General features: G+C 70.8%; 14 protein-coding genes. 4 read left to right on the plus strand and 10 right to left on the minus strand.

Annotated features, from left to right (window positions below):
* Positions 1–88 precede the first annotated feature (88 nt).
* Complete coding sequence (locus tag EIL87_RS04360; RefSeq protein WP_325049394.1) at positions 89–3316, plus strand: arabinosyltransferase domain-containing protein; 3228 nt, start codon at positions 89–91, stop codon at positions 3314–3316.
* A 92-nt stretch (positions 3317–3408) separates the two neighbouring features.
* On the plus strand, positions 3409–4113 hold the full coding sequence (locus EIL87_RS04365; protein ID WP_233576011.1) for a helix-turn-helix transcriptional regulator: 705 nt from the start codon (positions 3409–3411) through the stop codon (positions 4111–4113).
* On the opposite strand, the gene EIL87_RS04370 is transcribed toward EIL87_RS04365, so the two are convergent.
* The 5 genes from EIL87_RS04370 to ndk all read right to left on the minus strand — a co-directional run bounded on the left by EIL87_RS04370 (position 4095) and on the right by ndk (position 12058).
* Entirely contained in the window at positions 4095–5003 is a 909-nt protein-coding gene (locus EIL87_RS04370) for a hypothetical protein (RefSeq protein WP_125088843.1), read from the minus strand. The two genes, EIL87_RS04365 and EIL87_RS04370, sit on opposite strands and share 19 nt — an antisense overlap.
* Positions 5004–5071: 68 nt before the next feature.
* Positions 5072–8239, minus strand: a complete 3168-nt coding sequence (locus EIL87_RS04375; RefSeq protein WP_125088844.1) for a translation initiation factor IF-2 N-terminal domain-containing protein — start codon at positions 8237–8239, stop codon at positions 5072–5074.
* Between the two features lie 169 nt (positions 8240–8408).
* Complete coding sequence (locus tag EIL87_RS04380; RefSeq protein ID WP_125088845.1) at positions 8409–9203, minus strand: TIGR03936 family radical SAM-associated protein; 795 nt, start codon at positions 9201–9203, stop codon at positions 8409–8411.
* A 219-nt stretch (positions 9204–9422) separates the two neighbouring features.
* Positions 9423–11387 (minus strand): TIGR03960 family B12-binding radical SAM protein, encoded by a 1965-nt coding sequence (locus tag EIL87_RS04385; RefSeq protein WP_125088846.1) that lies wholly within the window; start codon positions 11385–11387, stop codon positions 9423–9425.
* Between the two features lie 254 nt (positions 11388–11641).
* The gene (gene ndk, locus EIL87_RS04390) at positions 11642–12058 is read right to left on the minus strand and encodes a nucleoside-diphosphate kinase (protein WP_125088847.1); all 417 of its coding nucleotides are present in this window, start codon (positions 12056–12058) and stop codon (positions 11642–11644) included.
* Positions 12059–12274: 216 nt separating this feature from the next.
* Between ndk and EIL87_RS04395 the strand changes: the two genes are divergently transcribed.
* Complete coding sequence (locus EIL87_RS04395) at positions 12275–13396, plus strand: zinc-binding dehydrogenase (RefSeq protein WP_233576012.1); 1122 nt, start codon at positions 12275–12277, stop codon at positions 13394–13396.
* Positions 13397–13775: 379 nt separating this feature from the next.
* Here EIL87_RS04395 and EIL87_RS04400 read toward each other — a convergent pair whose 3' ends face one another.
* The 5 genes from EIL87_RS04400 to EIL87_RS04415 form a co-directional block, all read right to left on the minus strand.
* Positions 13776–14240 (minus strand): DUF4233 domain-containing protein, encoded by a 465-nt coding sequence (locus EIL87_RS04400; protein ID WP_233576013.1) that lies wholly within the window; start codon positions 14238–14240, stop codon positions 13776–13778.
* On the minus strand, positions 14237–15595 hold the full coding sequence (gene folC, locus EIL87_RS04405) for a bifunctional tetrahydrofolate synthase/dihydrofolate synthase (RefSeq protein ID WP_125088952.1): 1359 nt from the start codon (positions 15593–15595) through the stop codon (positions 14237–14239). Before folC ends, EIL87_RS04400 begins: the two co-directional genes overlap by 4 nt.
* A 137-nt stretch (positions 15596–15732) precedes the next feature.
* Positions 15733–18384 (minus strand): valine--tRNA ligase, encoded by a 2652-nt coding sequence (locus EIL87_RS04410; protein ID WP_125088848.1) that lies wholly within the window; start codon positions 18382–18384, stop codon positions 15733–15735.
* A 133-nt stretch (positions 18385–18517) separates the two neighbouring features.
* Positions 18518–18634, minus strand: coding sequence for an MFS transporter small subunit (locus EIL87_RS28010; protein WP_456114893.1), 117 nt, complete (start codon positions 18632–18634; stop codon positions 18518–18520).
* Positions 18631–19968 (minus strand): L-lactate MFS transporter, encoded by a 1338-nt coding sequence (locus EIL87_RS04415; protein ID WP_125088849.1) that lies wholly within the window; start codon positions 19966–19968, stop codon positions 18631–18633. The genes EIL87_RS28010 and EIL87_RS04415 overlap by 4 nt, the downstream gene beginning before the upstream one ends.
* Before the next feature lie 107 nt (positions 19969–20075).
* On the opposite strand from EIL87_RS04415, the gene fdhD reads away from it, so the two are divergent.
* Entirely contained in the window at positions 20076–20912 is an 837-nt protein-coding gene (fdhD, locus tag EIL87_RS04420; RefSeq protein WP_125088850.1) for a formate dehydrogenase accessory sulfurtransferase FdhD, read from the plus strand.
* Positions 20913–20924 lie beyond the last annotated feature (12 nt).

Raw genomic sequence — 20924 nt, forward strand, 5'->3', positions numbered from 1 at the left:
CACCGCCATTGCCCAATACCTGACGCATTTGCGAAATAGGGCGGGGGGCGGCAGAACACACCCCGTCATCGCACGTAGGGTCTCCCCCGTGCAGCAAGAGTCGGCGAAGAAATTGCGGTTGCTCGCCACGCTCCTCGGGCTGGTCGGCACCGTGTTGGCGCTCATGGTTCCGTTCCTCCCCGTCAACCACAAGGTGGGGACGTTGCGGTGGCCGACGGCGGAAGGGACGAAACCCGTTTCCGCCCCACTGGTGACCTACGAACCGGTGTGGCTGGACGCGAAGATCCCGTGCGCCTCGGCGAGGAGTCTCGACGCGCGCTCCGAAGGCCCCGGTCTTCTGCTGAGCACCAACTCGCCCGATTCGGATTCGGGTCAGCTCACCGGTCTGGTGATGCAGGTCCGCGACGGGCAGGCGGAGCTCTACAACAAGGGCCAGCAGGTCGGCACCACGCCGCTGCCCACCGGTGACTGCACCCTGGAGGTGCGCGCCGACGCCGCGGGCACCAAGGCCTCCGTCGGCGGCGAGCGGTGGGTCAACCTGACCGGCGACCAGCGCCCGCAGGTGACCGGCATCTACTCCGGGCTCGAGGACGGTCGTGACGACGTCCGCGGCCTGGACTTCCAGGCCCGGGTGGACAACCGGTTCAGCTCGTGGGCCACGCCGCTGAAGACGGTCGTCATCCTGCTGACCCTGGCCTCGTTCATCGGCTCGGTGCTGTGCCTGCGCCGACTGGACGTGCTGGCCGGCCGACGAGCACCACGGCTGGCTCCACGACGCTGGTGGCGGCCGACGCTGCGCGATCTCTCGGTCTTCGTGGCGCTGGGCATCTGGTGGCTGATCGGGGCGATGACCTCCGACGACGGCTACGTGCTGAGCATGGTGCGCTCGGAGCAGAGCGCCGGGTACGTCAGCAACTACTACCGGTGGTTCGCCAACCCGGAATCACCGTTCGGCTGGTTCTACGAGGTCTACTCGTTGTGGGTGCGCGTCTCGACCGCGACCCCGTGGGTGCGGTTGCCGGCCCTGCTGATGGGCATCATCAGCTGGTTGCTGATCTCCCGCGAGGTCCTGCCCCGGCTGGGCCAGCAGGTGCGGCGCTCGCACGCCGCGGGTTGGGCCGCTGCCGCCGTGTTCCTCGCCTTCTGGCTGCCCTACAACAACGGCCTGCGCGCCGAGCCGGTCGTGGTGCTGTTCTCGCTGCTGGCGCTGTGCGCGGTGGAGCGTGCGGTGGCCACCGAGAGGCTGACGCCCGCCGCCCTGGGCCTGGTCGCCGCCGCGCTGTCGGTGGGCGTGAACCCGCACGGTCTGATCGCCGTGCTCCCCTACGTGGCCGGGTTCAAGCCGCTGCACCGGATGGTGCGCAAGCGAGCCCAGGAGTTCGGCTGGCTCCCGGTGCTCGCCCCGCTGTCCGCGTCCGGGTTCGTGATCCTCACGCTGGTCTTCTACGACCAGACGTGGCGTTCGGTGATGGACGCGATGGAGCTCAAGACCACCTTCGGCCCCAACGGGCACTGGTACGAGGAGCTCAGCCGCTACCTGATGCTGTTCAGCGAGAGCGCGGACGGGTCGCTGAGCAGGCGGTTCCCCGTGCTTCTGGTGATCTTGTGCGTGGTGACCTGCGGCGTCGTGCTGCTGCGCCGCGGCCGGATCCGCGGCGCGGGACTGGGCCCGAGCAGGCGCCTGCTCGCGGTGGCCGCGATGTCCTTCGCGGTGCTGGCCCTGACCCCCACCAAGCACACCCACCACTTCGGCATCTTCGCCGCGGTCGGCGGTGCCCTGGCGGCGCTCACGGCGCTGGCCACGAGCACCACGGTGCTGCGCTCGCGACGCAACCGGATGGCGTTCGTGACCGGCCTGCTGGTGATCCTGGCCTTCGCCGCCACCGGCCCGAACGCGTGGTGGTACGTCTCCGGCTGGGGCGTCCCGTGGTTCGACAAGCCACCGTCGATCAAGGGCTACCGGGCCAGCACGTTGATCCTGGGGCTCGCCGCGATCACCGCCGTGGTGGCCGTGGTCGAGCACCTGCGGATCGACGAGCGCAACCCGAAGGTCGTCGACGAGAGCTTCCACGCCAAGGAGAAGCGCAACCTCGCGTTGCGCTGGGGCACGGCTCCGCTGTCGGTGCTGTGCGCGCTGCTGGTGCTCGGTGAGCTCGCCGCGTTCGGCAAGGGCATCGTCGCGCAGGGGCACAGCTACACGCTGGGCACCGACAACATCAAGCAGCTCACCCAGAGCAGCTGCGGGCTGTCCGACGCGGTCGGGGTGGAGACCAACCCGCGCGAGGGCGTGCTGAAGGCGTCGGCGCAGCAACCGACGAAGGCCGCACCCGCGAAGCGACCCGACCTGCAGCTGCCGCCGCAGCGACTGGCGAACCAGGAGAACGCGGAGCAGTACCTGCAGCCCAAGCAGGTCGGGTTCACCGACCCGGGCGTGCCGCCGACCGACGAGTCCTCGCCCGACTCGCCGAACTGGCGTCCGCCGAACCAGTTCGGCGGACCAGAGGCCCCGGTGTGGGGCAGCTACGAGGAGGAAGGCCGGGGCACCGGCGAACTGCGCACCCCTTGGTACGACATCCCGGCGGAGGCCAAGAGCGGCAAGCTGCCGGTCGCGGTGAGCATCGCCGGCGCGGAGTCGGGTGCCAACCAGGTCTACTTCGAGCTGGGCAAGGACACGCCGCAGGGCTTCCAGGTCACGCACCGCTACCCGGTCCAGCAGGGCCCGCCGCCGGGGTGGCGCGATCACCGCTACATGCTCGGTGGTGAGGCCGAGGACGCCACGAAGCTGCGGATGGTGCTCGTCGACCAGTCGCTGGGCCAGACCGGGTGGCTGGCGGTGTCGGCGCCGCGCGTGCCGAAGCTGACGCAGCTCACCCGGTTCGTCGGCGACGACCCGACGTTCGTGGAGTGGCCCGCCGGGCTGGTGCACCCGTGCCTGGAGATCTCGGGCTTGTACAACGGCATCGCCGAGATCCCGAGGTTCCGGGTCAGCGGTGGCGAGCAGGTCCGGGACACCGGTGCGGGCTGGTCCTCGCCGGACGCCGGCGGACCGTTCGGCTGGCTGACGGTGTCCTCCAGCGCCCGGAACCTGCCGACGTACATGGAGAACGACCCGCAGAAGGACTGGGGCTCGCTGTACGAGGTGCACCCCTACACACCGAACGCCCTGCCGGCGTCGAAGGCGCTGGAGCTCCACACCGAGACGCACTCGGGTCTGTGGTCACCCGGCCCGCTCACGCAGGGCCTGGTGCTGCCGGGTGGCATGCCCAGCTCCGACGAGCGGACGGACGTCCCGGAGTTCGGCAGCGACGAGAACTGACCCCGGTCGCGCGAGCCCCCGGTCCCGCAGCGGACCGGGGGCTCGCTGCGTTCCCGGCGCCTGTGTCGGGGTGAGGCCGCACACTGGGTGCCGTGGGGTACTGGGAAGCGGCACCCCCCGCCGAACTGCGGGGTCTCGTCGCGTGCGTGTGGGGGCACCGGGACGTGCACGGTGGCGCGCAGCTGGTCGTGCCCGACGGGTGCGTGGACCTGGTCTGGCGCTCCGGCCGTTGCGAGCTCGTGGGGCCGGACACCGGGTCGTGGGTGTCGGACCTGGAGACCGGGAAGGCGGTCGTCGGGATCCGGGCACGGCCCGGGATGGCGCGGTTGCTGCTCGGCATCCCGGCCGGTGAGGTGCGGGACCAGCGGCTCGACGCCGTCGAGGTCTGGGGCTCCCGGGGACGAGCGCTCGCCGAGCAGCTCGGTGACCGTTCCGCCCCGGACCCCGCGCTGCTCGTGGAGTTCGCCCGGCAGCGGCTGGCCGAGTGGGAGCCGGACCGGGCCGCGGCCGCAGCCGTGGCCGCGCTGGACGACCCGCGACCTCCCTCGATCTCCGCTCTGGCGAGCCGCATCGGGGTGTCCGAGCGGCAGCTGCGGCGGCGGATCGGTGACGCGGTCGGGTACGGGCCGCAGACGCTCGTCGGCGTGCTGCGGTTCCAGCGGGCCGCGCGCAGCGGCGGCCGAGGCGGCCTCGCGGACCTCGCCCACCACTGCGGCTACGCCGACCAGGCCCACCTGACCAGGGAGTTCCGCAGGTTGTCCGGCACGACGCCGAAGCGCTACTTCGCCTCGTCGTAGGCCTGGAGCACCCGCAGCGCGTCGAGCGTGACCCGCGGCCTGCCCTCCAGGGCGGTGCTCGGCGACCACTCCCGCCAGTGGATCGGCCACCCGCCGTCCTCGCGCTGCTGGGCTGCCAGGTGGTCCAGCCCCCGCTCGACCTCGGCGTCGGTGAACCACTCCCGCGCCAGGCTCGTCGGGCTCGCCGCGTAGTCGCAGACCCCGGGGACCTCGCCGGAGGCGTAACCCGGGGCCACCCGCGCCTGCTCGGGGTGGTCGGGGTCGAGCAGCACGTACCCGGCTTCGCGGATCATCGCGCCGATCCGGGCCGCGGTCCGACGGGCGCGGTCCCTGTCGGGCACGTGGTCGAGGAACGCGATCGCGGCGGTGGCCTCGTACGGGTGGGTCTCGGTGAGCGCGTCGACGCGCTTCCAGCAGAAGTCGGTGGCGCCCGCCAGCCAGGGGTGCTCGACGGCGTTCTTGTGCAGCACACCGGCCAGCAGCGCGGTGGTCAGCAGCATGCCCTCGGGCTCCTCGGCGACGGGGATCCACGGGGCGTGCGGGTAGTCCCGCAGCCGGACGTCACCGCCCGGGACGCCGCCGTCGGGCCGGGTGATCGTGGTGAGGTGGTCGCAGATGCCCGGAGCGGCTTCAGCGCAGCACCCGATCTCGTCGAGGGTCGTCAGCGCCGTCCAGGTCTGCAGCGGCTGGCTGATCGGGCCGCGCGCGTCGGGCTCGAGGCCGTAGCCGTAGCCGCCGTCGGCGCAGCGGTAGGCCTCCAGCGCGGTGCGCACCGGCTCAGCCGGGCCACCGGCGTGGAGGTGTTCGAAGCGGCGTTGTTCGAGCACCCGCGCGGTGAGCCAGATGAAGTGCTCGGCGTCGGCCAGGCGCTGAGGTGTGCAACGAGTCATACGCCGACGCTAAGCGCAGATGGCCGACCCGTTCTTGAACGGATCGGCCATCTGCAGCGGGGATCGGGTCAGTCCTCGACCGGTGGACCGGACGGACGCGAGACCGCGCGGCGCCGCACCCGGCGGGCCGGGGCGGCCGGCTCGACGTTGGCGAGGCCGTCGTCGGTGGCCTGCGGCTGAGCCGGCTTGGAAACCACCAACGGCTGGGCCGGAGTCCCCGCGCTGCCGGCCGACCGGACGGCCTTCCGGCGGGGACGGGTGCCGTTGGCTGAGGGCTCCTGCGCGGCGTCCGGCTCCGGCTGCGTCGCGACCGGGGCCGCCGGGGCCTCGCTGACCTGCTGCTTCGCGGCAGCGGGCTCGGCCTTCTCGGTCGTCTCGACCGGCTCGGGCTTCGCCTCGGTCTTGGGCTCCTCGGCCTTCTGCTGCTGCTTGGCTTCGGCCTTGGGCTCGGGCTTGCGCTCCTCCGCCTTCGGCTCCTGCTCGGCCTTGGGCTGGGGCTTCTGCTCCTGCTCCGGCTTGGCCTCGGCCTTGGGCTCGGCCTTGGGCTCGGCCTTGGGCTCCGCCTTCGGCTCCTGCTCGGCCTCGGCCTTGCGCTCGGGCTTGGACTCCTCGACCTTCTGCTGCTGCTTGGCCTCGGCCTTCTGGTCGGTCTTCGTCTCCGAGGCCTGCTGCTCGGTGTCCTGCTGCTTGCCCCGGTTGCGGTTGCGGCGGCCACCGCCGTTGCCGCCACCGTTCTGGCCGCCGCCACCGCTGTTGCCGTGCTGGTGGGTGATCGGCTCGGTGGAGACCATCAGGCCGCGCCCGCGGCAGTGCTCGCAGGTGCTGCTGTAGGCCTCCAGCAGGCCGGTACCGACCCGCTTGCGGGTCATCTGCACCAGGCCCAGCGAGGTCACCTCGGCGACCTGGTGGCGGGTGCGGTCGCGGCCCAGGCACTCGGTGAGGCGCCGCAGCACCAGGTCGCGGTTGGACTCGAGCACCATGTCGATGAAGTCGATGACGATGATGCCGCCGATGTCGCGCAGCCGGAGCTGGCGGACGATCTCCTCGGCCGCTTCGAGGTTGTTGCGGGTGACCGTCTCCTCGAGGTTGCCCCCGGAACCGGTGAACTTGCCGGTGTTGACGTCGATCACCGTCATGGCCTCGGTGCGGTCGATCACGAGGTAACCGCCGGAGGGCAGCCAGACCTTGCGGTCCAGGGCCTTGGCGATCTGCTCGTTGATCCGCTTCTCGTGGAAGACGTCGTTCTTGCCGACGTGCTTCTCCAGCCGGTCGGCCAGGTCGGGCGCGACGTGCTGGACGTAGGCCTCGATCGTCTCCCACGCGTCGTTGCCCTGGATGGTCATCGACGAGAAGTCCTCGGTGAACAGGTCGCGGACGACCTTGATCAGCAGGTCGGGCTCCTCGTAGAGCAGCTGCGGGGCGTTCGCGCCGGAGCTCTCCGACTTCTCCTTGATGACCTCCCACTGCGCCTGCAGCCGCCGCACATCGCGGTCCAGGGCTTCCTCGCTGGTGCCCTCGGAGGCGGTGCGGATGATCACGCCGGCGTTCTCCGGCACGATCCGCTTGAGGATCTCCTTGAGCCGCTTGCGCTCGGTGTCGGGCAGCTTGCGGCTGATGCCGGTGGCACCACCGCCGGGCACGTAGACCAGGAACCGGCCGGGCAGGCTGATCTGGGTGGTCAGGCGCGCGCCCTTGTGGCCGACCGGGTCCTTGGTGACCTGAACCAGGACGCTGTCGCCGGTCTGCAGCGCCTGCTCGATGCGACGGGCCTTGCCCGCCAGCCCGGCGGCGTCCCAGTCGACCTCACCGGCGTAGAGGACCGCGTTGCGGCCCCGGCCGATGTCGACGAAGGCGGCCTCCATGCTGGGCAGCACGTTCTGCACGCGGCCCAGGTAGACGTTGCCGACCAGCGAGCCGCTGCCCGAGGAGGTCACGAAGTTCTCGACGAGGACGTTGTCCTCGAGGACCGCGATCTGGGTCTGCTCGCCGTTCTGGCGGACGACCATCTTGCGGTCGACCGACTCGCGGCGGGCCAGGAACTCCGACTCCGACAGCACCGGAGCGCGGCGGCGACCGGCCTCGCGGCCGTCCCGGCGGCGCTGGCGCTTGGCCTCCAGGCGGGTCGAACCCTTGACCGCGCGGACCTCGTCATCGCTGGAGTCCTGCCGCGACGGCTCGGGCGCGGGCTCGCGGACGTGCACCACCGTGTTCGGCGGGTCGTCCTCGCGGGTACCGCTCTCGTCGTCGGACGAGCCCTTGCGGCGGCGACGACGGCGACGACGGCGGGTGCCCTCCGACGGGCCTTCGGAGTCGGAGGACTGCTCGTCTGCGGACTCCTCCGAGCTCTCGCCCGAGGAGTCGGTCTGGGTGGTCTCGGACCGGGTGTCCTCGGAGCCGTCCTCGCCACCGGTCTCAGTGTCGGAGTCGGCTCCGCGGCCACGACCGCGTCCGCGACGACCGCGGCGGCGACGACGGCGGCCACCGGCATCACCCGACTCCTCGTCGCCCTCGCTCGACGACTCGGTGCGGCCCTCGTCGGAGGCGGACTTCTCCGCGGGCTCCTCGGTGGACTCCGCCTCGGCTTCGGGCTCGGGTTCAGGCTTGGCCGGAGCGGGCTGCTGCGCCGGCGGCTGCGGGGGCAGGAACATCGCCTCCGGGGCCGCGAACATCGGTGTCAGGCCTGCGGAGGCGGGCTCCTGCGCGTCGGCCGCCTGGGCCGGGGTGAAGTCCGCAGCGGGCACCCCGGGGCTCTGCTCGCTCTCGGCCGCCTGAGCGGTCTCGGCCGCCCCGGCCGCCTGAGCGGTCTTTGACGCTCCGGTGGTCCCGGCCGCCCCTGTGGCCTCTGACGCCCCGGTGGTCCCGGCCGCCCCGGTGGCCTCTGACGCCCCGGTGGCCTCTGACGCCCCGGTGGTCCCGGACGCGGTGGTCCCGGCGGCCTCTTCGGAGGCGGGAGCGGACTCGGCCGCGTCCTCGCCTTCCTCGGCGACCATCTCCGGGTTCAGCGTCTGCACGACGCGCAGGGCGACGTCCCGGTTGATGTTCGACTGAGCGCTGCGGACGGGCTCACCGATCTCGTCGAGCGCCTTGATGACCTCCCGGCTGCTGGCGCCCAGCAGCTTGGCCAGTGCGTGGACCCTGAGCTTGGCGGGCAGCTCGATCGTGCCCTGCTCCTCCTGGGTAGGTGTGGGCGATTGCCCGCTGGCGTTGTTCCCAGCGGGCGTGTCCATGTTCAACATCCAGCTCCTCCGCCCCCGGGCGCGTCCGGGTGGACGCGGCCGCACAGAGGCATGTGCGATCTTCTTGTCTCCGCCGCCCGCAGGCGACGGCAATTCTTCGTGGTCCCCTCCGCCCCGGACCCTGCAGGCCGGGAAGCCGTACGGCGGGTCGACGACGTCACGCCGTCCGTCACCCGCCCGCGGGCTCTCCCGCCGGAGTCCGGTCGCCGTCTGAGTCCTGGGCCAACGGGTCGGCAATGCCTCCCCCGTCGTCGAGCCGACCCTGTTCCAGCCGGGTCGCGCTCACGGCGGCCGACGGTGCCAGACCGGCGACGACACGCAGGGCGCTCAGTACGTCGTCGGGCCGTACGACGGGTGTTGTCTGCCGCACGACCGTTACGAGTATCCCATACGGTGCGGACGCCTCGGGCCAATCGTCCACCCGGGCGGTCGCGTCGCGAGTTTGATCACGCTGCGCAATCGGCCGACGACCCTCCCAGACCTCGGCGCTGAGCAGCGCGGAGCGGGCGTCGATGGTGCGCCTGCCGTCCTTGGTCATGCGCTCGACCAGGGCACTTTCAGCGTCCATCAGCTGCTGCGCGGCCCGGCGCAGCTCGTCCACACCGGTGCCGGGCACGTCGATGCGCCACTTGCTGACCTCGAGCCGATCAGCGAGCGCTCCGGGACGTGCCTGGACCGCTTGGAGCAGGTCGATCCCGTCGGGCAGCGCGGTGTCGAGCTCCACGCGCAGCGCCTCGGGGTCGACCTCTTCCACCAGCTGCAGCTCGACGTACTCGGCCTCGCTGGACACGCCTGTCGGCACTGCTCCGGCCCACGACACCTTCGGGTGAGGGCTGAAGCCTTGGGAGTAGGCCATCGGGACGCCGGCCCGGCGCAGCGCGCGCTCGAAGGTGCGCGCCACGTCGCGGTGCGAGGTGAACCGCAGCCTGCCCCTCTTGGCGTAGCGCACGCGCAGCTTCTGCACCGGCGGCGCCGAAGGATTGGGGTGATCTCGCCTACTCAGAATGCCTCCCCGACCATGATCGTCACCGCCGGCCCCCGGACCGCTCACGATGTCGATGCTTGCTCGCTCAACCGCGCGGTGACAACACCCGCGGGAAGTTTTTTCATCTTGGACCGTACCCGGCCAGTAGTGGCGCGCACGTCCGTGCGCGGTCGTGCGCGCCGCCGCGGGAAGCGCAGATCAGCCCTGGGTGAAGGCCGGGTTCTGCACCGGCGAGCCCTGTCCGACCGGTGAGATCGGGAGCAGTTTTCGCCCGGTCGGGCCCACCTCGATGTCGGTGCCCATGGTCGGGCACACGCCGCAGTCGAAGCACGGCGTCCACCGGCAGTCGTCCTGCTCACGGGCGTCGAGGGCGTCCTGCCAGTCCGCCCACAGCCACTCCTTGTCCAGCCCGGAGTCCAGGTGGTCCCAGGGCAGGACCTCGTTCTCGGTGCGCTCGCGGGTGGTGAACCAGGCCAGGTCGACGCCGAACTCCGCGAGCTCGGCCTCGGCGCAGTCCACCCAGCGCTCGTAGGAGAAGTGCTCGTTCCAGCCGTCGAACCGGCCGCCCTCGCGCCACACGCGTTCGATCACCCGGCCGAGCCTGCGGTCACCGCGCGAGAGCAGGCCTTCGACCAGCGAGGGCTTGCCGTCGTGGTAGCGCATGCCGATGTTGCGGCCCAGCGAGCGGTCGGTGTTGATCGCCTCGCGGAGCTTGCGCAGCCGGTCGTCGATGGTCTCGGGATCGGTCTGCGAGGCCCACTGGAACGGGGTGTGCGGCTTGGGCACGAACCCGCCGATGGAGATCGTGCACCGGATGTCCTTGCGCCCGGAAGCCGCGCGACCCGCGCGGATGACCTCCTTGGCCATCTCGGCGATCTGCAGGACGTCGGAGTCCTCCTCGGTGGGCAGACCGCACATGAAGTACAACTTGACCTGCCGCCAGCCGTTGGCGAAGGCCGCCGAGACCGTGCGGATCAGGTCCTCCTCGGAGACCATCTTGTTGATCACCCGGCGGATCCGCTCGCTGCCGCCCTCGGGCGCGAAGGTCAGCCCCGAGCGGCGGCCGTTGCGGGACAGCTCGTTCGCCAGGTCGATGTTGAAGGCGTCGACCCGGGTCGACGGCAGCGACAGGCCGGTGTTGGTGCCCTCGTAGCGGTCCGCGAGGCCCTTGGTGATCTCGGCGATCTCGGAGTGGTCGGCGGAGGACAGCGACAGCAGGCCGACCTCCTCGAAGCCGGTGTTCTCCAGCCCCCGCTGGACCATCTCGCCGATGCCCTCGATGGAGCGTTCGCGCACCGGACGGGTGATCATGCCGGCCTGGCAGAAGCGGCAACCCCGGGTGCAGCCGCGGAAGATCTCCACGCTCATCCGCTCGTGCACGCTCTCGGCCAGCGGGACCAGCGGCTGCTTCGGGTACGGCCAGTCGTCGAGCTCCATCGTGGTGCGCTTGAACACCCGGTGCGGTGCGCGCTCGCAGCGGGGCACGACGTCGGTGATCGCACCATCCGCGCCGTAGGAGACGTCGTAGAACTTGGGGACGTAGACGCCGCCGGACTCGGCCAGCCGCATCAGCAGCTCGTCACGCCCACCCGGGCAGCCCTCGCCCTTCCAGCGGCGGATCGCCTCGGTGATCTCCAGGACGGCTTCCTCGCCGTCGCCGAGCACGGCGGCGTCGAGGAAGTCGGCGATCGGTTCGGGGTTGAACGCGGCGTGCCCGCCGGCCAGCACGATCGGGTGGTCGTCGGTGCGGTCCACCGCGTGCAGCGGGATGCCCGCCAGGTCCAGCGCGCTGAGCAGGTTCGTGTAGCCCAGCTCGGTGGCGAAGCTGACGCCCAGGACGTCGAAGGCGCCCACCGGCCGGTGCGCGTCCACGGTGAACTGCGGGATGCCGTGCTCGCGCATCAGCTCTTCGAGGTCCGGCCACACGGCGTAGGTGCGCTCGGCCAGCACGTCGGCCTGCTCGTTGAGCACCTCGTAGAGGATCTGGACGCCCTGGTTCGGCAGCCCGACCTCGTAGGCGTCGGGGTACATGAGGCACCACCGGACGGTGGCGTCCTCCCACGCCTTCACGCTCGAGTTGAGCTCGCCGCCCACGTACTGCACGGGCTTGGAAACCCGCGGCAGCAAGGGCTCCAACCTGTCGAAAACGGACTCCACAGCCACGCGACCAGGGTAGAGGTCCTTCGACCGAGCGCCGAGCGGGGGCGATCCCAGCCGGGGGCGCTGTGCTGCACACCCGCAGGCGGCGCAGCCGCGAGGCGTGAGGACCACCCTCGCAGCTTGCACCGCCGCGGGTTGTGACACGTCGTCTGGCGAGCACGCCGTGACGCCGTGCGGGTCGTGCATCGGGAGCGGCGCGCGGAGTCCAGACGGCGTGTCAGGTTCCGCTACCCGCACCGACGAGCGAGGTGACCGGCTCAGGCCCCCAGCTCGGGGAACCAGAGCTTGAGCTCTCGGGCTGCGGACTCGGGCGAGTCCGAGCCGTGGACCAGGTTGTACTGGACCTCCAGGCCGTAGTCGCCGCGGATGGAGCCCGGGGCGGCCTTCTCGACCGGGTCGGTGCCACCGGCGAGCTGGCGGAAGGCCGCGATGGCCTTCGGGCCCTCGACGCAGGCCGCCACGACCGGGCCGCCGGTGATGAACTCGATCAGGCTCTCGAAGAACGGCTTGCCGTCGTGCTCGGCGTAGTGCTGCTCGGCGAGCTGGCGGTCGACGTTCTTGAGCTCCAGCGCGACCAGCTTCAGGCCCTTGCGCTCGATCCGGCTGATGACCTCGCCGACGAGTCCCCGCTCGACACCGTCGGGCTTGACCAGCACCAGAGTGCGCTCGCTCACGTTCTCTCTCCTCACGTCACGGTTGCGCCGAGCGAGAAGACCCGGCGCCCGAATTGACCGTCAGCGTATCGATGCAGGTGAACCCACCTCTCCCGGGGTTCGGACCACTGACGTCCGCCCTGCCGCACTCCGGGGGTGGAGTTCTTCCGCCGCATCCGCGCGGACCCTGGTGCGAGTCCGCTCGGGCCGCTAGCTTCACGGCCGAACCGACTGGCCGTGTCCGACGAGGAGGTCATGATGCGCGCCGCCGTGCACACCGCCGCCAACGCACCACTGCGGATCGAGGACCTGGACGATCCCACCCCGAGGGCCGGCGAGGTCGCCATCGACGTGCGCTCCTGCGGCGCGTGCCACAGCGACCTGCACGTCATCAAGGGTGAGCTGCCGTTCCCCACGCCGGCCGTGCTCGGCCACGAGGTCGCCGGGGTGGTCTCCGAGCTCGGGTCCGGGGTCAGCGGGCTGTCCGTGGGCGACCCGGTCGTGACCAGCTTCATCATGCCGTGCGGCCAGTGCGGGCAGTGCTCGCGCGGCAACGAGGAGATCTGCGAGCGCTTCTTCCGGTTCAACCGGGGCCAGGGCAAGCTCTACGACGACGACACGCGGCTGCACAGGCCCGGCGGCGAGCCGGTCTGGATGTACTCGCAGGGCGGCATGGCCGAACGCTGCGTCACCCCGGCCAGCTCGGTGTACCGGGTGCCAGACGGGGTCGAGCTCTCCGACGTCGCCTCGGTCGGCTGCTCGACGATGACGGCTTACGGCGCGCTGCGGCACGCGGCGAACGTGAAGGTCGGTGACACCGTGGCGGTGGTGGCCGCCGGTGGTGTCGGCTCCGCGCTGATCCAGCTGGCGGCGGTGTTCGGCGCGTCGATGATCATCGCGGTGGACATCAACGACGCCAAGCTGGAAGGCGCCCGCGAGCTGGGGGCCACCCACGTGGTCAACTCGTCCGAAGTGGACGCTCCCGCGGTGATCCGCGAGCTGACCGGCGGGCGCGGCGTGGACGTCGCCTTCGAGGCGCTGGGCGCGGTCCCGACGTTCAACGTCGCCCGGGACTCGGTCGTCGAAGGCGGCCAGGTGGTGGTCGTCGGCATCGCCGCCAAGGGCACCACCGGTGAGTTCGACCTCGCCACGATCGCCCGGCGCAAGCTGCAGATCAAGGGTTCCTACGGCGCCAAGCCCCGCCGCGACATGCCGGTCCTGCTCGACCTCGTCGCCCGCGGCCAGCTGCGCCCGCAGGACGCGATCAGCCGCCGCTACCCGTTCGAGAAGGTGCAGGACGCCTTCGACGCCCTCAACCGAGGCGAGATCCTCGGCCGAGCCGTCGTCGACCTCGCCTGATCGAGGAACGGAATTCGAATGTCGCGCGAAGTTCGAAGACTCTCCGTCGGAGTCGAACTTCGCGCGCACGTCGAACGCTCTCCACGGGAGTTCAACTTCGCGCGAAGTTCGACCGGGCCCTGTTCCCGGAGGAGGAGTTCCCCACCTGAGAGATTTCCGATGGTGGGGTTTCGGCAGAGCCACTCCCGCGCAGGAGGGCTCCCCGCAGGAGGGCTCCCCGCAGGAGGAGTCCCCGCAGGAGGAGTCCCCGCAGGAGGAGTCCCCGCAGGAGGAGTCCCCGCAGGAGGAGTCCCCGCAGGAGGAGTCCCCGCAGGAGGGCTCCCCGCAGGAGGGCTCCCCGCAGGAGAGGTTCCAGCCGGTGGGGCCCGGCCGGGGATGGTCAGTCTGAGCCCTCGGGGTAGCCCGGGGGGTGGCCGAGCTGGTCGTAGAGCCGGCCCTCGCGCATCCGCGTGGCGATGTCCTTGCGCAGGTGCAGGATGTAGGCCCAGATCAGCGCGAAGATCACGCCCATGATGCCGATCGACGGGTGGATGAACGCGCACACGATCATCGCCGCCTGCAGCGCGAGCGCGAAGCCCAGGCCCCACGGACGGCGCTGCACGAAGGCCGCCACCAGCATCAGCACCGACAGCACGATGACGACCACGAAGCCGGCGCTGGACACCCCGCCGCCGAACTTCCACACCACCGGCAGCGCCAGCAGGAACGTGATGAACTCCAGCGCCAGGGTGGCCGCCATGATGCCGCGCAGGCCCTTCCACGGGTCGCGCACGCCTTCCGGCGCCTCCGGCAGGCCCTTCTCGGGCCGGGACTCCTCCGCCACGTCCGCTCCCGTCTCGCTCACGCGGGCTCCTTGCCGAACAGGGCGCGGGCCTCGCCCGCGGTCACCACGGACCCGGTGATCACCACACCACCGCCGGACATCGACTCACCAGGGTCTTCGGTCTCCTCCGCGAGCTGGATCGCCTGCTCGACGGCGTTGTCCAGGCGCGGCTCGACCATGATCCGGTCCTGCCCGAAGATGTCGAGCGCGATGCCGGCCAGCTCGTCGGGGTCCATCGAGCGCGGCGAGGAGTTGCGGGTCAGCACCAGCTCCTCCACCACCGGCTCCAGCTCGGCGAGGATGCCGCGCGCGTCCTTCTCGCCCAGCACGCCGACCACCGCGACCAGCTTGCGGAAGGAGAACTCCGATGTGAGCCCCTCGGCCAGGGCGCGGGCGCCGTGCGGGTTGTGGGCGGCGTCGACCAGCACCGCGGGCGCCGCGCGCACGCGCTCCAGCCTGCCGGGCACGATGACCGAGGCGAACCCGGCCCGGATCCGCTCGACGTCGAGCTGCCGGTCCGCGCCCGCCCCGAAGAAGGCCTCCACGGCGGCCAGCGCGAGGGCGGCGTTGCGGGCCTGGTGCTCGCCGTGCAGCGGCAGGAAGATCTCGTCGTAGACACCGCCGAGCCCTTGCAGCTTGAGCACCTGGCCGCCGACCGCGACCGTGCGCTCCAGCACGCCGAACTCCTGACCTTCGCGCGCCACGGTGGCGTCGACCTCGGCGACCCGCTTCATGATCTCCTGCTGCGCCTCGACCGGCTGGGAGGCCATGACCACGACGGAGTTGGACTTGATGATCCCGGCCTTCTCCCGGGCGATCCCGGCGAGGTCGGTGCCGAGGTACTCGGCGTGGTCGAGCGCGACCGGGCAGATCACCGCGACGTGGGCGTCGACGACGTTGGTGGCGTCCCAACTGCCGCCGAGACCGACCTCGACCACGCCGACGTCGACCGGCGCCTCGGCGAACGCCGCGAAGGCCATGCCGGTGAGCACCTCGAACTTGCTCATCTTGACGTCGCTCTGGGAGTCCACGATGGACACGTAGGGCGCGACGTCGCGGTAGGCCTCGACGTAGCCCTCGGGGCTGATCGGGCCGCCGTCGACACCGATGCGCTCGGTGGCCAGCTGCAGGTGCGGGCTGGTGTAGCGGCCGGTGCGCAGTTCGAGCGCGGTCAGCAGGGCGTCGACGATGCGCGTCGTCGAGGACTTCCCGTTGGTGCCCGCGACGTGCACGACCGGGTAGCCGCGCTGCGGCTCGGCGAGCAGGTCGGTGAGCGCGCGGATGCGGTCCAGCGACGGCTCGATCTTGGTCTCCGGCCAGCGTTCGTTGAGCTCGGCCTCCACCACGCGCAGCTCGTGCAGCGCGGCCGGATCCATGCCGGTCACGTACCCACTCCCCTACCAACGACGGAATGCCGAGGGTGAAGTCTACGTCTCCCCAGGTGGACGGGGTGTCCAGGCCCGTCGAGGGGCGAGGGGCCCTCCCGCGGAGGGCCCCTCGTCCACGATGTGCGTCAGCCCTGCGGGAGCGCCTCCAGGCGGGCGGTGATGCGGGCGATGTCGGCCTCGGCGACCTCGCGGCGGGACTTGATCTTGTCGACGACCTCGGCCGGCGCCTTCTCCAGGAACGCCTGGTTGCCGAGCTTCTTGTCGGCCCCGGCCAGCTCCTTCTCAGCCGCGGCGAGGTCCTTGGTCAGCCGCTTGCGCTCGGCCTCGACGTCGATGGCACCGGAGAGGTCCAGCTCGACGTTCACCGTGCCGCCGGTCAGGCCGACTTCGATGGAAGCGGAGGAGGTGAACTCCTCGCCCGGCTCGGTCACCTTCGCCAGCGACCGCACCGCGGGCACGTGCTCGCCCAGACCCAGCTCCTCGACCCCGCTGAGCCGCGCCGCGACCTTCTGGCCGGGCTTGAGCCCCTGGTCGGAGCGGAACCGGCGGATCTCGGTGATCAGCTTCTGGGTCGCCGCGATCCGGTCGGCGGCGGCGCTGTCGGCCTCCCCTCCGGTGGGTTTCGGCCAGTCGGCGATCACCACGGACTCGCGCCCGGTCAGCGCCGTCCACAGGGTCTCGGTGAGGAACGGGATGATCGGGTGCAGCAACCGCAGCAGCACGTCGAGGACGTGGCCGAGCACCTCGCGGGTGCGCTCGGCGCGCTCCTCGGAGACGTCCACCTGGACCTTGGACAGCTCCAGGTACCAGTCGCAGAACTCGTCCCAGGTGAAGTGGTAGAGCGCCTCGGTGGCCTTGGCGAACTGGAAGTCCTCCAGCATCTCGTCCACGTAGGACACCAACGCGTCGGCGCGGTCCAGGATCCACCGGTCGGCGTCGGTCAGCGCGTCGTGGTCGAGCGGCTCGGACGGCACGCGCGCACCGTTCATCAGCGCGAACTTGGTGGCGTTGAACAGCTTCGTGCCGAAGCTGCGCGACGCCGAGACCCACTCCTCGCTGATCGGCGAGTCGGTGCCCGGGTTCGCCCCGCGCGCCAGGGTGAACCGCAGCGCGTCGGTGCCGTAGGTGTCCATCCACTCCAGCGGATCGACGGTGTTGCCCGCGGACTTCGACATCTTCTTGCCGTGCGCGTCGCGGACCATGCCGTGCAGCGCGATGGTCTTGAACGGGATCGCCTCCTCCGGGTCCCGGTCCTTCATCGCGTACAGGCCCATCATCATCATCCGGACGACCCAGAAGAAGAGGATGTCGTAGCCGGTGACCAGCACGGACGTCGGGTAGAACTTGTCCAGGTCCGGGGTTTCCTCGGGCCAACCCATGGTCGAGAACGGCCACAGGCCCGAGGAGAACCAGGTGTCGAGGACGTCCTCGTCCTGGTGCCAGCCCTCGCCCGAGGGCGGCTCCTCGTCCGGTCCGACGCAGACGACCTCGCCGTTGGGGCCGTACCAGATCGGGATCCGGTGACCCCACCACAGCTGCCGCGAGATGGCCCAGTCGTGCAGGTTGTCGACCCAGTCGAAGTAGCGCTTGGCCATCTCCGGCGGGTGCACCGCGACGCGGCCGTCGCGGACGGCGTCCCCCGCCGCCTTGGCCAGCGGGCCGACCTTGACGAACCACTGCAGCGACAGGCGCGGCTCGATCGGCTCCTTGGAGCGCGAGCTGTGCCCGACGCTGTGCACGTAGGGACGCTTCTCGGCGACGATGCGGTCCTGCTCGCGCAGCGCCTCGCGCACCGCCACCCGGGCCTCGAAGCGGTCCATGCCGTCGAAGCGCGTGCCGGTGTGGGCGATCCGGCCCTGCTCGTCCATGATCGTGAGCATCGGCAGGTCGTGCCGCTTGCCGATCTCGAAGTCGTTCGGGTCGTGGGCCGGGGTCACCTTGACCGCGCCGGTGCCGAACTCGGGGTCGACGTGCTCGTCGGGAACGACAGGGATCTTGCGGCCGGTGAGCGGCAGCTCCACCTCGGTGCCGACGACGTGCTTGTAGCGCTCGTCGGCGGGGTGCACCGCGATGGCGGTGTCACCGAGCATCGTCTCGACACGCGTGGTGGCCACCACGATCGAGTTCTCGCCGTTGCCGTAGCGCATGGAGACGAGCTCGCCCTCGACCTCCTTGTGCTCCACCTCGATGTCGGAGATCGCGGTGCGCATCTCCGGCGACCAGTTGACCAGCCGCTCGGCGCGGTAGATCAGGCCGTCGTCGTAGAGGTTCTTGAAGATCGTCTGGACGGCGCGGGACAGCCCGTCGTCCATGGTGAAGCGCTGGCGGGACCAGTCGACGCTGTCACCGAGACGACGCATCTGGGACAGGATGGCCCCGCCGTGCTTCTCCTTCCACTGCCAGACGCGCTCCAGGAACTTCTCGCGGCCCAGCTCCCGGTGGTCGATGCCCTCGTCGCGCAGCTGCTTCTCCACGAGCGCCTGCACGGCGATGCTGGCGTGGTCCATGCCCGGCAGCCACAGGGCTTCGTAGCCCTGCATCCGGCGGCGCCGGGTGAGGACGTCCATCAGCGTGTGCTCGAAGGCGTGGCCGATGTGCAGGCTGCCGGTGACGTTCGGCGGCGGGATGACGATCGAGAACGGCGGCTTGTCGCTGTTCGCGTCGGCGGTGAAGTACTCGGCGGCTACCCAGCGCTCGTACAGCTCGGCCTCTACGTCGGCCGGGTTCCAGGTCGACGGGAGTTCACGGTTCGCTGCGGCTGCACGGGTCTGTGTCACACGTCGGATTCTACGAGTGCCCGGACAGCGGTTTTCCCGGGCATACCACCGGCCCGGACCAGCGGCGACGTGACCCTGGCATGCAGCGAGGGGGCGCGGCTCAGCAGCCGCGCCCCCTCAGCGGAGCCCGAGGTCAGCCGGTGAAGAGCTTGGTGACCTTGGCGATGAGCTCGTAGAGGCCGTAGAGGAACGGAACACCCACCCAGAGCCAGGCGATGACCAGGAGGACCTTGCGGTTCGCGGTCGTCACTTGTCCCCTCCTTCCGCCGGTTCGTGGAACTTCGGGTTGACCGGGCGGACCAGCTCGTTGGCGATGAAGCCCACCACCAGCAGGCCGATCATGATGGAGAGGGAGGCCGCGTACAGGTCCGGTCCTTCAGCACCGCCGGCTTCCTGCGCGTCGGCGACGGCGTTGACGATCAGCGGACCGAACACGCCCGCCGCCGACCACGCGGTGAGCAGCCGCCCGTGGATCGCGCCGACCTGCAGGCTGCCGAACAGGTCCTTCAGGTAGGCCGGGATGGTGGAGAACCCACCACCGTAGAAGGACAGGATCAGGATCGCGCACAGCACGAACACCGGGACGCCGACCGAGCCGAACAGCAGGATCCCCAGGTAGAGCAGGGCTCCTCCGCCCAGGTACAGGCGGTAGATGTTCTTCCGACCCACGACGTCCGATGTGGACGACCAGACGAACCGCCCGGCCATGTTGGTCAACGACAGCAGCGCCACGAACCCGGCCGCCGCACCGGTCGCCACCGGGGTCGGGCTGGCCTCGAAGAAGTCCACGATCATCGGCGCGGCCTTCTCCAGGATGCCGATGCCCGCGGTGACGTTGCAGCACAGGACCACCCACAGCAGCCAGAACTGCGGGGTGCGGATGGCGTTGTTGGCCGTCACCTCGGCCGAGGTGACCATCGGCTTGGCGACCTGCTCGGGCATCGACTTCGGCTTCCAGTCCGGAGCCGGAACCCGGACGAGCAGCGCGCCCAACGACATGAACACCGCGTAGACCACGCCGTGCACCAGGAAGGTCTGGGCGATCCCGGACCGGTCCTCGCCGAAGGTGTCCAGCATCTGCGTCGACCACGGCGAGGCGATCAGCGCACCGCCGCCGAAGCCCATGATCGCGATGCCGGTGGCCATCCCCGGGCGGTCCGGGAACCACTTCATCAACGTCGACACCGGCGAGATGTAGCCGATGCCCAGACCGATGCCGCCGACGAAACCGTAGCCGAGCACCACGAGCCAGTACTGGCCCAGCGCCACGCCCAGCGAGGAGATCAAGAAACCGAGCGAGAAGCAGGTCGCCGACACCGTCATCGCCCAGCGCGGCCCGCGCTTCTCCACCGTCGTGCCGCCCAGCGCGGCCGAGAGCCCGAGCATCACGATGCCCAGCTGGAACGGCAGGGCGCTCAGGGTCCCGGACAGGCCGAGCGCGTCCTCGAGCGGAGGCTTGAACACGCTCCACGCGTAGACCTGGCCGATCGACAGGTGCACCGCCAGCGCTGCCGGTGGGATCAGCCACCTGCTCCAATCTGGTGGAGCGACGATTCGACTGGGCGAAAGCAGCCCTGAAACCATTGGGCCTCCCGGCTTCGCGACGTTGATCAGCGCGCCGAGCATACTGTTGGCGACGGCCCGGAACGAGCCATCTCCTTCAAACCGCAATGAAGTTCCGAGGAGGCGTGATGGGACGTGTCACGGTACGTCGGCCAGTGCTGCGCATCACCGAGAGCAGCCACCGGACCAGGCCGGACGCGCTGGCCGCCGAGGAGCCGCTGGAAGTCCGGGTCAACGGCAAGCCGCTGTCGGTGACGATGCGCACGCCCGGTCACGACGTGGAGCTGGCGCACGGGTTCCTGCTCACCGAGGGTGTCATCGGCGAACCCGACGAGCTGGCCACGGCCCGCTACTGCGACAGCCCCGGACCCGACGGCCGCAACACCTACAACGTGCTCGACGTCGCACTGGCCCCGGGCGTGCCGATGCCGGACGCCTCGGTGGAGCGCAACTTCTACACGACCTCCTCGTGCGGCGTGTGCGGCAAGGCCGCGCTGGATTCCGTCAAGCTCCGCACCCACCACTCGCCCGCCACCGACCCGGTGAGCGTCGGGTCGACCACCCTCATCGGACTGCCGGACGCGTTGCGCGCGGCCCAGCGCGTGTTCGACTCGACCGGCGGCCTGCACGCGGCCGGTTTGTTCGACTCGGACGGTGAGCTGCTGGTCGTGCGCGAGGACGTGGGCAGGCACAACGCGGTGGACAAGGCGCTGGGCTGGGCCCTGATGCAACGCCGGGTGCCGCTGGCGGGGTGCGTGCTGATGGTCTCGGGCCGGGCGTCGTTCGAGCTCGTGCAGAAGGCGGCGATGGCCGGCGTGCCGGTGCTCGCGGCGGTCTCCGCACCGTCGTCGCTGGCCGTGGACCTGGCCGAGGAGCAGGGCATGACGCTCGTCGGCTTCCTGCGCGGGTCCTCGATGAACGTCTACACCGGAGCCGAGCGGATCTCGATCGCCGGGACCGGGTGACGAACAGCTGGA

The sequence above is a fragment of the Saccharopolyspora rhizosphaerae genome, assembly GCF_003931915.1.
Taxonomy (GTDB): domain Bacteria; phylum Actinomycetota; class Actinomycetes; order Mycobacteriales; family Pseudonocardiaceae; genus Saccharopolyspora; species Saccharopolyspora rhizosphaerae.